Annotated in this window: 12 protein-coding genes; 4 read left to right on the forward strand and 8 right to left on the reverse strand. The window is 51.6% G+C overall.

Annotated elements, in window-relative coordinates; all coding sequences use genetic code 11:
* Positions 1-4 precede the first annotated feature (4 nt).
* The 3 genes from EUZ85_RS28725 to EUZ85_RS28735 form a co-directional block, all read right to left on the reverse strand.
* Positions 5-1,126, reverse strand: a complete 1,122-nt coding sequence (locus EUZ85_RS28725) for a phytanoyl-CoA dioxygenase family protein (protein ID WP_127973541.1) — start codon at positions 1,124-1,126, stop codon at positions 5-7.
* Positions 1,110-1,730, reverse strand: a complete 621-nt coding sequence (locus EUZ85_RS28730) for an aspartyl/asparaginyl beta-hydroxylase domain-containing protein (protein WP_127973542.1) — start codon at positions 1,728-1,730, stop codon at positions 1,110-1,112. Before EUZ85_RS28730 ends, EUZ85_RS28725 begins: the two co-directional genes overlap by 17 nt.
* Positions 1,731-1,871: 141 nt before the next feature.
* Positions 1,872-2,501, reverse strand: a complete 630-nt coding sequence (locus EUZ85_RS28735) for an aspartyl/asparaginyl beta-hydroxylase domain-containing protein (RefSeq protein WP_127973543.1) — start codon at positions 2,499-2,501, stop codon at positions 1,872-1,874.
* Positions 2,502-3,205: 704 nt separating this feature from the next.
* Here EUZ85_RS28735 and EUZ85_RS28740 point away from each other — a divergent pair.
* Both EUZ85_RS28740 and EUZ85_RS28745 read left to right on the forward strand, forming a co-directional pair.
* Entirely contained in the window at positions 3,206-4,213 is a 1,008-nt protein-coding gene (locus EUZ85_RS28740) for a carbohydrate porin (protein WP_127973544.1), read from the forward strand.
* Positions 4,214-4,491: 278 nt separating this feature from the next.
* Entirely contained in the window at positions 4,492-5,337 is an 846-nt protein-coding gene (locus tag EUZ85_RS28745) for a hypothetical protein (protein WP_127973545.1), read from the forward strand.
* An 81-nt stretch (positions 5,338-5,418) separates the two neighbouring features.
* Here the strand turns inward: EUZ85_RS28745 and EUZ85_RS28750 are convergent, their stop codons facing one another.
* Both EUZ85_RS28750 and EUZ85_RS28755 read right to left on the reverse strand, forming a co-directional pair.
* Positions 5,419-5,970, reverse strand: a complete 552-nt coding sequence (locus EUZ85_RS28750; protein WP_164887389.1) for a DUF4124 domain-containing protein — start codon at positions 5,968-5,970, stop codon at positions 5,419-5,421.
* Between the two features lie 135 nt (positions 5,971-6,105).
* Complete coding sequence (locus EUZ85_RS28755) at positions 6,106-6,888, reverse strand: ABC transporter substrate-binding protein (protein WP_127973547.1); 783 nt, start codon at positions 6,886-6,888, stop codon at positions 6,106-6,108.
* Positions 6,889-7,413: 525 nt separating this feature from the next.
* On the opposite strand from EUZ85_RS28755, the gene EUZ85_RS28760 reads away from it, so the two are divergent.
* Both EUZ85_RS28760 and EUZ85_RS28765 read left to right on the forward strand, forming a co-directional pair.
* Entirely contained in the window at positions 7,414-8,580 is a 1,167-nt protein-coding gene (locus EUZ85_RS28760) for a hypothetical protein (protein WP_127973548.1), read from the forward strand.
* Between the two features lie 11 nt (positions 8,581-8,591).
* On the forward strand, positions 8,592-9,014 hold the full coding sequence (locus EUZ85_RS28765) for a phosphate ABC transporter substrate-binding protein (protein ID WP_127973549.1): 423 nt from the start codon (positions 8,592-8,594) through the stop codon (positions 9,012-9,014).
* A 308-nt stretch (positions 9,015-9,322) separates the two neighbouring features.
* Here the strand turns inward: EUZ85_RS28765 and EUZ85_RS28770 are convergent, their stop codons facing one another.
* From EUZ85_RS28770 to EUZ85_RS28780, 3 genes are all read right to left on the reverse strand, one after another.
* Positions 9,323-10,186, reverse strand: coding sequence for a helix-turn-helix domain-containing protein (locus tag EUZ85_RS28770; RefSeq protein ID WP_127973550.1), 864 nt, complete (start codon positions 10,184-10,186; stop codon positions 9,323-9,325).
* A gap of 401 nt (positions 10,187-10,587) precedes the next feature.
* Positions 10,588-11,793: an AGE family epimerase/isomerase gene (locus tag EUZ85_RS28775; RefSeq protein ID WP_127973551.1), complete on the reverse strand. Its 1,206-nt coding sequence runs from the start codon at positions 11,791-11,793 to the stop codon at positions 10,588-10,590.
* A complete protein-coding gene (locus tag EUZ85_RS28780) occupies positions 11,790-12,761 on the reverse strand; it encodes a carbohydrate kinase (protein ID WP_127973552.1) in 972 nt (323 codons plus the stop codon). Before EUZ85_RS28780 ends, EUZ85_RS28775 begins: the two co-directional genes overlap by 4 nt.
* Positions 12,762-12,818: the final 57 nt, after the last annotated feature.

The following is a 12,818-nucleotide window of genomic DNA, read 5'->3' on the forward strand; positions in this document are numbered from 1 at the left end:
TGTGTTATTTAGGCAGCGTCGCCTCCGCACAGGGAAGCGGCGTCATGTTCAGATACTGCACGACACGCGGCGTCGCCGCCCTGTTAGGGCTCGCGCCGTGGGGAAGATAGTGGTGCCAGATGATCAGCGAGCCCGCAGGCGCAGCGACATACTTAAGCTTCAAGTGGGTGAGGTCTTGTTGATTCGGGTCTGCGCCCGGAGGCAGTTGCGCCATCCAGTCAGTCATTTGGCGGTGAAAACCGGGCGCGCAATGAAAAGCGCCCTGATTCTCGGCGACGTCAGTGAGGTAGATAAGGCCTTGTGTGCGCAATTCCGGCGCGCGACTGAAGTCCACGTCCCAATGCAGCCGGGTTCCAAAAAACTGATAATGGGGCGCTTCCGGCGGATTAAACCCCGCCCGATCAATCGAACACTGTAAGCTTTCGGTTCCCCAAATATCTGCAAATGCCTGACGTATTTTTTCGGAAGAACGATTGGCGTCCAGCACGGGATCACGAAACAATTGCACCATGATGTTTTGCTGCCCCTGATGCGCGCGATACCATGTCTCCGGTCGATCCGGGCTTTTCTGCAAAAAGCGATAAATCACATCCACAGAAGCCTGACATTGCGCCTTATCTAGCACGCCTTCCACCACCAGGTATCCATTCTCACGCCAGAACGCAACCTGACTCTCGCTTAGAAATTTAGGCGCATCGCCACACAGCGGTCCTTCCAGGATTTCCCTGGCGTCCAGCGGCTGTGCACAAGACCCGGCCAGATAACCGCCCAGAACCCGGTTGATATCATTAACGCGCGATTTACTTATACCACCCGGGTTCTGTTGCAAGACCCAGTGTTCAAACTCGCTGAAGCTCGGCTGACCTCCATAAAGAAACCCCAGGCATTGATCAAGCCCCAGCCCCAGCAGATTCATCAGCGCCACATCCGTTCGCCATTCCTCTTGTCGAAGCCGCGGCTCCAGCCTGCCGCATTTGTTCAGCCGCGTCTTATGCCAAAGCCGCTTGAGACGGTGCACGCCAAGCTCTCCCACTTCTTCTGCGGGAGGCAGCGATTGGTACATGTGTGAATGAGAGGGCGAGTCAGATAGCGGCGTTCCAGAACCTGCACTATGGGCATAGCTCATCAAAATACCTTCCTTGACAGGTTAACAGACTGGTCTCAATTTTTTCCCGCAACCACTCGTCCGCTACGCAGTCGATGACCAGATTGATGCGGTCACAGTCCCCCCGGTTGAGAACGGCATGCGTTTGATCCACATTCAAGTACCACAACTCCCCTTCCTGCATGGGAACGAGATGATCATTCACCCAGAATTCCAGCAGCTCATGACTTTCAATAGGGACATGCAGACGGGCTTCGCCGTGCTCCAGGGAAACCCCATGATCACGATGAGGCTTAATTTCCGCGCCGGGACGCAACCGCATCAAGCGCACGGATTTAAGTGGACAACGAAGTGACGCCAGCAGCCGTTGCAGACCTGGGCTCTGCTCCAGGACCGGCAGGTCCACCCAGTCGTCGCAGCTTTCTATGGCGAAGCCTTGCAGAATCGGGTGGGCTTCCCGGTAGTGAGCGGGACAACGCATCGGCATGACATCCCATTCACCGCTGTAGTCGCGTTGATTGACGTGGTTTATCCAGGGTAATTCGCGAATGCGTTGCAGATCGGCCTTCAAGGCGGGAAGGTCGACGCGTATATCAAGTCTGGCGAATGAAAGCGGCTCTGTCATTCCCTGAGGTCCTTTATGATTTGATTATTCGCGCCAATATCCTTTGCCCTGGCGCAAACAATGCGTGAGCACACAACCGCGTCTCGTTGGAGGCGCAGTTAAATGAAGCCTTGTAGAGACTGTTTAGCAGCCAACGTTAAATTACGCCGGATAAACGTAAGCCCCCATCTCCGCGTCCACCGATTCGAGCTTGGGTATGCGAGCGCGATTAATTTCCGTATACAGCCAGTCGTTGATAACACAGTCTATTTCCAGATAGACCGAGGCCTCGCCCCCTTCATTTTTCGCCCATTGCGACAAGCCTGGATTGAAATACCAAACCTCTCCCTCCGCCATTTGCGCCGGCGTTTCATTTACCCGGAAGGTCAGCCCATCGCTTATGGAGATAGGAACCTGCAAACGCACCAAATCTTCTCTTCCCAGCGGGTTCACGGCCAGATAATCAGCAATGGCGACTCCTGGATTCAGGCGCATGATTCTGGCGGACACCAACGGACATTGCAGGTACTCAAATACGTCCCGCATCTCGCCTTTACGCAGCGAGGCGACCATATCAGAGCCTAGCCATGAAGGGGCGATTCCGCTCCTGGACATTAACTCATCTACAGGCAGCGCATCCCACCCGTCGTTGAAGTTGCAGGCGCTGAAATTGCCCTCCCATAAAGCGACCAGCAGCATTTCAAGGTCGCGTAATAAACCTCGCACGTCAAAACTCGCAGGAAGACGCGCGCAGTAAACATCAGGGACAATTTGACGACTGACTTCATTCATAATCCAGCACCCTTAACTACCAGCCTGAAACAGAGAGGAGCCGCAGCACGGGCGCAAAGCGCCTTCCAGTAGCTTCTCCCAGAACTTCACAAGCCGAAAAAGCATCCTATCCTTTCCTACTTCCTCCAGAAGCATTCAACTTGCTTAAAATATAGTCGCAACTTTTCCAAAGTGAGAAGTGAGTCATGGAAACTTTTTGTTAAAAGCGCAAGCCATACGCCACCGCGCTTCAATAGTTTCGTAGAAAAGAAAAAAGCATTTTTAACACATAGGGTTACATATGGACTCATATTGACGCCTACGGCCATGAATGCTTACAGTCCGACTTCTGCACATCAGATCTTGAGCGCCTGCTGGAAAAGGAAAAGAAGACGTAACCTCTCAGAATAAACAGTAAGCGCACCCACAATCGCCGCAAAAGCCGTATCCGCGGGCTTGCTGCGCCGTCCGCTTTGCTAAACCAACGCACATTTACGATTTATCGCCATCAAATACCGGCCATATGGCCTACCAGGATCTTACTATTTCGTAATATTTCTTATTTTTCGCGTAAGCGGCGGGAAATTTCTCGTTTTAGGATGAGGCTACCTTAAGTTTTTCGGCCGCAATGCCGGTTAGGTTTATAGATATTGCGGACTGATCCGAAAAGCCGCGCCGCTGGCGCTTATCTCAAAAGAGAAAACAACAACAGGAAACTGGCATTTATGAATAATAAGTATTTCATGAAGACTTTGCCTCTGGCAGTCTCCCTTGCGCTGGGTATCTCACAAGCACACGCGGAATTTGGCATCGGCGCCAACATCGAGCTCGATACAGACATCATCGACGCTAAAGACAGCGACACTAAGTTCGAACAAGGCGGCCGTATCGAAGTGAATGTGACCGGCAAAACCGAACTCAATGGTTATTTTGTTGAAGGCAAGGGATCAGGCCTGTTGAAGAAAAATGGCGATACCGCCACCGACGATATGTGGGTGAAGTTCGGTAACGACACCTGGGACGTTCAGGCGGGACGCTTTGAAGCGGTCAACCTGTTCCCTCTGGGTAAAGATACGGTTGTCGCCCACGCTGGCGATGGCAAAGGGGCTAGAGTTTATGAAGCCAATCTGGTGCGCGGCCGCGCCGGCGATAACGGCGGCCAGTTCGCCCTGCACGTTCGTCCCAGCTCCGCACTGAGCTTTGAGTTGGCCTCTATCTGGGGCGACTCCGATGAAAATGGTAATAACGAAGAAGTCTTTTCTGGTCTGCGTCCCAGCGTGACGTTCACCGGTGAGATGTTCAGTCTGACGGCTGGATACGAAGTACTGAAGTACGATCAGGAAACAACGACTGGCGGCGTCACCACCAAGACTGAAATCGATAAGAGCGGCTTTGGCCTCACCGGAAACATTCGATTCAGCGGGGCTAGCATCAATTTGAACGCCGCTCGCGAAGATATCGAGGACGCGGGATCAGACATCACCGTCACCTCCTTCGGCGCAAACGTTACTTACGGCGCATTTGGTTTGGGCGCGGTGCACTCAATCAGCGACGTAGGCGCTAAAGACGACCCAACGGTATCGACACTGTATGTCGCCTACACGCTGCCTTTATTCAACATTGACAACGCCTCCATCACCTTCGCCGGCTCTACTTCCAGCGCAGACAACCTGGCGGGCGACACCGACGACGACCTCCACAAAATAAGGACTCGTATTAACTACACTTTCTAAGAAGAAAGGCCACTCTCGTTCCTTCCTTTCTGTGTTGATTGCGCCGCTTCCACGTACGGCGCTTTTTTGCGTTTACGCATCTTTAGCGTGAAGTTGGAGGCGGCTCCGCTTCACGCTTTTTTGCGCCGGGGCTTCGGCCCGCCGTCTTAACTACGCTCTTCATCGCCATCTACGTAGTAGTACGGAGACTCATGGTTTTATTTCAGTAGCGCTACGCATCCCGTCAAACCCAATCTGAAAGATATACTTTTCACCATACAGCGTTTTAGGGTCGCGCCATGGTCTTCTCAAAAGTGGTCAAACTCAACGATACCATTTACGACAAGTACAAGATTAACGAGTTGGAGAACTCCTTAAGCAGTCTCCATCACATGGGTATGTTCCTGCTGCGCTCCAACAGCCAGTTGGGGCGAATCATCGACTTGCTGGAGGATTACCAGGACACCCAGGACCCATTAGTAATAGCCGCCTCAGTGCAACGCGCTTTGGCCCACAGCAACATTTCCTATGTCTTTAAAATCGCGCTGCCCCAGCACAGCTATGTTTTCAGCAGCGACTCTTTTGTTTCATTCGCCCAGGAGAGAATTATTTCTCATCTGTCGCAGCAGACAATTCGCATGATCCATCACGAGCACTATTGGGCCGTGATCTATCCGCACTTCACGCTTTGCGTCACGCTGACGGAGGAGCAGCGGGATCAGTACATAGATAATCTATCGAGACTGGCCAGCGTGGTCAGTATGTTGATGGAGAAGCTCGGCACGGAAACATTGGCCAGCCTGCAAAGAGAAAATCAAAGCCAGCAGAATGTCGAGCGCACGCTCGATCTGCTGGACGACATCATGGCCATTGAAAACACCCGTAGCGACTACACCGTCCAGATAGTCGCCGACCTGAAGTGGACGATTCAGAACGCCATTCTCAGTATGGGATTAAATGGAGATAAAGAACGACAGATCATGGGCGTCATCGGCCGCCTGCTGAATGAATTTGAAGAGCAACAGGCGTCCTATCGACTGATCGAGAGTTACGTGCGCACCGCCAAGAGAAGCCTGACCGAGCTGACGCACCGTGAAGAGAAAACTTTTTCCGACCAACCAACCCCGCTAACCAGCGCGAACTGAGGCTGCCTCAGCAGGAATCTGCCTCACCGCCTCGGAGTGATCTCCAGGCGGTTTTTTTATTTCTCCCGCCTCGATAAATATCTACCGTTCGCAGGCCCACAGTTCTGCATACTTTTTCATTGCGTAGATCGGATGCGGCTTGTATATCGAGCGCTGATAATCACTCATTTTGCTTATCTGCGAGTTTTCGTATGTCTCAATAATTTTCTCGGCGGGCAAGTCGCAATACACCTCCCTTCGCTTCTTACACTCAGCTATCGCTTTTTTCTCTTCCTCAAGCATTTTCACTTTGAGGTTATCGCATTTCTTTTGCATCTCCGCTTTGTATTCTTGCACCGCCTGTTCTTCCGCAGGTGAAGTCTGCTCAGTGTGAACATACTCAACATCAGGCGTCATGCGACGGTTGATCTGACGCGTCTCCTCTACCGCAGCAGGCGTCGGCGCGGCTCTGACTTCTACTTCTGTCTGCGCGGAAGCGCCAGGACAAGGCGTTTCCTGAAAAGCGACTTTCCCTTTGGCGTTCACACATTTGTATATCTGCCCGTATCCCAGGCCTGAATACAAAACTGCAAAACATAGCGCCCCCATCCGCGCTGTTCGTTTCCAGCGCAGACCAGATTCTTTGTCAGCCATTACCCTACGCGCCATAAAACTCAATACCTTATTACCGACGACAAATGAGCCATGTTAAAGGGAGAGGTAAAAGCATAACCAGCGACTGCCGACAGGTTTCACAATCCTTGACGCTTCCCGCCGATGAAAGGCCTTTCAGAACGCGCCCAGGCTAAGATATTTGATAATGATATTGTCGATGACATCCTGGGACTTCAGATTTTCAATCGTCTGATTGATACGTTCATCCAGCCCTTTGTTGTCTTCGATGACTTTTCTGGACAGGGCGATCACCACTGGGCGATTCACCACTTCATCGACAATCTCAACATCGTTGAAGTAGCCCAGCCTGCGCGCCTGATACATAAAGGTAATGTCCTCTGTTATCGCGCAATCTATGCGGCCATACATGGTCAGTTTGACCAACTGCTCGGCGCTGTTCACTTCCACTACGCTCTTGAAGTGAGTCATATCCAGATTGGGAAACCGATAGCTGAAGCCCCGCAATACACCCGCCTGATGACAGTTTTTCAGGCGGTCCGCCCGATCAGCGCCTTCTTCCTCGGGTTTCTTTTTGAGAACAAATGCAGATACTGTCGACGTATATAGCGAAGAGGAAAGCCACATGGCGTTGAGGGCGTCCTTGTCGTTATAGCCAGTGGTGGTAAGCAGGCCATCTAACTGGCCCTGTCCCAGCATCAGCGTTATGCGAGGTCGAGGATAGCTTTTCAGCTCGAAGTTCACACCCGCCCGGGTTAATGCCTCATAGACAATTTCATAATCGATCCCTGTCGCTTTACCGTCCTCCAAGTGATAGACATAGGGCTCAACTTCCTCGGCGACAGCTAAGTCCAGATGTAGATTTTCGGCGCGGCTGTCCTGCAGAGACAACCCCGCCAAGGTCAGCAGCGTTAAGCTCGTCAGTTTCATTAAGGACATGTGTTTACCGCGTTGCAATGACACGACGCCAGGCTCGTCCTTGACCGCCTGTATTCAAATGAGCGTGTTTATAAAGAAGATTAGTAAGCCGCTGTCTGCTTGTCCAACGGCAAGGCCGCTATCCAGATTAATTTGACCCTCGCTGCATGCTGGATATTTTTTACGCCGCAACTACCCTTAGGAAAAGGCGGTCAAGGCAAAACAAGGGCCTATCTGTATAAAACCGAGAGCACTTCACCATCAGCGATAGCACTGTGAGCGTCAACGCCTGTGCGGACGTAACGGTTTTAAAGTTGAGATCTCGACCGGGCTCCGAACCGTCCTTATATTAATCCGGCAGACAAATAGCTTCCTTCTATTTGTCTGCAACGACAGGGCCTGCACAGGTCAGGCCCTGTCTCCCGCGGCTTGTCGCCGCGCAGGCGCGTCCATGCGCCTGGTGATTAACATGCCAATATCATTGCCATGTTAATATACAAAATTCATAAGAAAAACCGACGCCTCAAGGGAAGCAGGGTTCGAACAATGAGAATAAAAGAGACTTGTATAAATCTTGGCCTCTCAACACTGTGTATCGTGACCCCGGCCCACGCCGACAACGACAGAATTCACTTCAACGGATTCGGCAGTATCGTCGCCGCTACTACCTTTGACGATGAAAAACCTTATTTTTCCTACGACGACGACCTTAACTTCAAGAACGAGTCCCTGTTCGGCCTTCAGGTGCGTGGCGACATGGGAGAAAACCTCTCCGCCACGGCGCAGATCATCGCTCGCGGTTCAGAAGATCATGACGCCGAGTTCGACTGGGCCTATGTCACCTACGCTATCGACAATAATTGGACCATCAAGGCGGGTCGTTTCAGAACGCCTTTTTTCGAGTACAGCGACACCATTGATGTCGGCTACACTTACCACTGGGTCAGGCCCCCCAAATTTGTTTACGTGCCCCTGTTTAAAAACCTGGACGGTTTGAACATTACCTACGCCTCACAAATTCGTCAGTTCGACTCCACCCTGAACTTCTTCTATGGCTCCGTGCAAGAGGATATCCCCATCGGCCAGGTGGATCTGAAGTTCGTCTACGGCGGCTCTTGGCGCATCGGCGTTGACTGGATCAGCATGCGCTTCTCCTACTTCCGCTCGAAACTCTCCATTCCCGCCATCGCCCCAGGCCTGGACAACATACTGCCCCCGGAAGATCCAAGCGCTCCAGCGCCTTCCGGCCCAACCGTGTCAGAGGAAGTCGCCGACGCCATCCGCGCCAATGACGATCGCGGCGCCTTCGGCAGCATTTCTTTGAAAGTGGAATACGATAACTTTTTCGCCGTGGCGGAAGTGACCAGATCGGAAATTGAAGACAGCATCTTCCCTGATCCGTTGGGATATTATGCCTCCATTGGCTACACCATGGGTAAGTTTACTCCCCACCTTACTTATGAGGTTTTCGACACCAGTCCGAGAAACAATATTCTCGACGGGGTGTCTGAATCCGATCCTGTTTACTCGACATTGGAAGGCATCATTGAGGGCACGGATCAGGACAATACAATTATCACGATCGGCGTACGTTATGACTTCCATCACAGCGCTTCTCTAAAGTTCGACTTCAGTAAAATAAACTACGACAAGGACGGGCCTAACCGCATCGACACCCAATTATTCAGCACTGCGATTAGTTTCGTTTTTTAAGGAGCGCCGACATGTTAAGAATCATTACTATCGTGTTCGCTCTCATCTACCCGCTCCTGCAGGCGCAAGCAGTGGAGGCTGAAGTCGCGGTCATCATAAACCCCAAAGCGAATCTGGATCTGAGCAACGAAGATATACAGAAACTGTTCATGGCGAAGCAGGCTTTCCTGCCCAACGGAGAGAAAGCGACCATCGTCTCTATCGATAGTTCTTCCGCATTGTTCCAGGAATTTTGCGCCAAAGTCGTCAACAAAGGCTCACGCCAGTTCCTCTCCTACTGGTCCCGACTGATCTTCACCGGTAAAGCCGCCCCCATGATCACCGCCACCAGCAATCAGGACATAAAAGAGCTGGTGGCGAAGAATCCCAACTACATCGGATTTATATCCGCCGCGGACTTGGATGATACGGTGAAGGCGGTAAAAACATACTAAGACTTATTAAAATGGTCGCCTCACACAACGGTGTAAAACCTCTTCCATACCTTGTGGTGGCGCATAATCTATTCTCGGTTTGAGGCGTCCCAATCAATTAATCAGTATGCCGTTCCTTTTAATTTCTTCTTTGACTCGACAATCTTCCAGCTCAGGAAGGTGCTAGCCTGAAGTCATTCTATCCGCCATTTGATTCCAATCTAAAACTACGCGCCCTCCCGCACAGTCTCCTCAAGATGAATGCGGGATGACTGACGCGAGCCATCCCTGCGCCCAATACTATGAGTAACCCATGTCAGACGATAGTTTCAGCCTGGATCTGCGTGTTGCTTGCGATACTTGAGTGGCGACTCGTTAAAGTACTTGGCGAAGACCTCATAAAACCGGGTGACGGAAGAGAACCCACTGGCGAAAGCGATCTCAATCACCTGATCCTGAGAATACAGCAATAATCGGCGAGCATGATTCACTCGTAAATCAGTCAGATACTCCAGTACGGACATCCCTACGGCTTTCTTAAACACACTCATGGCGAAATTTTTGTGTAGCCCGACTCCGTCAGCCACATCAGCAATCGTGATGGGGGTTCGATAGTTGCCATTAATAAACTCCACCATGCAATGCGCATGATGCAAGTGCCGGCTGCGGTATTCGCCACAGCCAGCGCCTTGTCCGGATTTACAGGGATTACGCATGATCATGCGGCGCAAAAACAGGGTGATCTCGTCCAGCACCAAATCCTGCAGCGGTCCATCCAGACACCGCAGTTCCTGCACCCAACGCTCTACCGAATCCAGAGATAACAAGCCCGTTGCACTAGAGCGATAAGGCGTCCCGCGAATCAGCAAATGTTTGAACATTTCATTCGCACACATATCCGTGAGTAGAAACAAAGGCAGGCGTAACTGTAACAGCAAGGCGCTCTTATCCGCAGATACTATCTGATGCCTGTGTAGCGCGGAAAAACAGATGACGTCGCCGTTTTCCAGCTCGTACAACTGATCGAGGTAGCTCAGCCTCATGGAGCCTGACAGAAGGATATTGATTTCAAGGTGACAGTGTTGATGTGAGCCTCTCATGATCTCGGGCTCACCAAAGTGAAAACTGACCAGTCCAGAGTCGTCAGCATGCGAATTGGCGTCATGCCTATCGTGAATAGAAGGACTTTTCATTGCTTTCCCCGTGTTATTTTTATTCAGGAATAAGCGAGACTACTCAGTAGTGTCAGACCAATGGCAAATATATTCCACATAAACGAAAAATGGAATATATTTTCCGATAAATCATATCTGACTCAAATATTTCTATCTGACTGAATATCTCTTACTTACTGCGTTCCGGCTTGGGGGCATTTTTAGTTTTTGTTGTTTTTTTACTTCATTTTTACAGTTCCACATTCTAACGCCAGCATGGACAAAAAAACAACAAACCATCTTATTTTTAACCAATAACTGGCCTGACTCCTTAAAAGAAAGCACAAAAAAACCGCTTATCTTTTTCAGAGATAAGCGGCTATTCATTTATCAAAATCGCCAAAAAGAAAGAAAAATTACCTACATTACTGATCAACCCGTCAGACTGATAAAGCGCGCAGCACGCGCAATGTCTCCAGACAGGCGTTCAATGAGTGATAGTCACACTTCGCGCCAGCTTCACTCTTCTTATCAGTGACTTTGGAGTTATCCGCATTAAGTATTCGATACCAGGCGCCATGGTCATGGTCGACAAAATGCGCCCAGGAATATTCCCAAAGACGCTCATACCAGCGCCAATAGCCTTCTTCTCCTGTCGCCTCGCCCAGCAACGCCGCCGCCGCGAAGCTTTCCGCCTGCACCCAGAAATATTTATCGTCATCGCAAATACTCTGGTCTAGAGCAAAGCCGTAAAACAGTCCGCCGTGGCGATCATCCCAGGCGGCTTCCATAGCACGATCAAACAGCTCACGCGCTTTGGCGGTCAGCCAGGGTAAATCGCTGTGACGGGCGAGCATCAACAACAGCTTGGTCCATTCAGTCTGATGACCTGGCTGAAATCCCCAGGGCTTATAGAGGTTCTTGGGATCGTCTTTGTTGTAGTCCCAATCGATATCCAGATCCTGGGTGAAGTGTTCCCACACCAGCCCATCTGATTTCCCTCCAAGCTCCAGGACAACCTTTTCCGCAAGCGCAATGGCGCGCGACAGAAAACGTGAGTCCGACGTGGCTTCATAGGCGGCGATCATCGCCTCGCAGGCGTGCATATTAGCGTTCTGGCCACGATAGGCCGACACCTGACTCCAGTCAGCGCTGATTTCATCCGCATAGAGACCTTGTTGAGGCTGCCAGAAGTGTTTTTCCATCAGCTCCCAAGCCGCGTACAGATCTTCACGCGCTGACTCTTCTCCGGCGCTGACTGACGAAGCGAACGCCAGAATCAGGAAGGCGTAACCATAGCAGTACTGCCGTAGGTCTGTGGGTTGGTAATCCTTGAAGGTCCACACATAACCGGGCGCATCCGCCCTTTTGTGCGTCTCACGCAGATAAGCCAGTCCGTGTTCGGCCCACTCCAGCCATTGCGCCCGCTCCTCTTCATTGCGTGCCTCCAAAAACTGGTGCGCCTGATAAAAGTTGAACGTCATCCGGCAACTGCTGACCAGATGTTTGTCTCCCGGAGAAAACACGCGGCCGTCGTCAAAATAGTTTTGAAAATAACCGCCTCGCTCGTCACGGCCTGCGCGCAGATAGAAATCCAGTATCTCGCGGCTATGCGCAGTTAAAAAATCCCTGCTTCTGAAATTCATTCACTCAGCTCCCAAAAACGACTGACTTCAGACCAGTCAGGCAATGCAGGAAAAGCTCCTTGCCGACTTACCGTTAATGCCCCGCACTGGGAAGCGAAACGCACCAGCGCGGCGACCTGTGATTGTGAATCGAGCAGCGTCGCCTGGTCGCCGCATTTCGACAATCCAAACAATATGGCTCCCATAAACGAATCCCCCGCCGCCGTGGTGTCCACCACCTTCACCGGCGGCGTCGCTTCCTCTCCAGAAAATGCGGGGGAAACATAACGAATAGGCTTGCCGCCGTCTGTCACCAGGATCAACTTCACGCCCTGTTGCAGCCAGTTCTGACAAAGCGCTTCGGAATCAGAACCTGCAGCGAGATACTCCAGCTCATCCAGAGACAGCTTTAATAAGTGAGAAGAGGCCGCCAAACGAATGATCACGTCTTTATCCGCTTGTCCCGACGCCCACAGATTATGGCGCAGATTCACGTCAAAGCTGATAACGCAGCCGGCGTCTTTGGCCCGACGCAGCGCGCTCTCAGTGACGGCGGCGATCGAGGGTGTCGTGAGGGTGTTAGAGCAATAATGAAAGACGGAAGCGCCCGCAAACCAGTCCGGAGTGACCTGCTCCGCCTGCAAAACCATATCCGCGGAGCCATCTCGATAAAAAGAAAACGTACGCTCGCCCGAGTCGTCCAACATCACGAACGCCAGGGCGGTTTTCGCTGTCGGGTGAAACAGCAACTGGCTGGTGTCTACGCCATAGGCTTGCAGCGCATGAGCCAGAAAGCGGCCGAACTCATCTTCTCCCACCTGCCCCGCAAACCTGGCGTCGCCTCCCAGCTTGGCGATGGCCACCGCCACATTGGCTGGGGCGCCGCCTGGAAACTGTTTGAATTTGCGCAGACGCAGAGGGGCTTCCTCATCCTGTCCGATATTCAGAAAATCGATGAGGGCTTCACCAAAACAAACGACAGTGCTCATAGTTACTAATCCGCTAAATCAGTCCGGGGCTAAACATTATAAGTCGAAGCCGGCGAT

This window comes from Hahella sp. KA22 (genome assembly GCF_004135205.1).
Taxonomy (GTDB): domain Bacteria; phylum Pseudomonadota; class Gammaproteobacteria; order Pseudomonadales; family Oleiphilaceae; genus Hahella.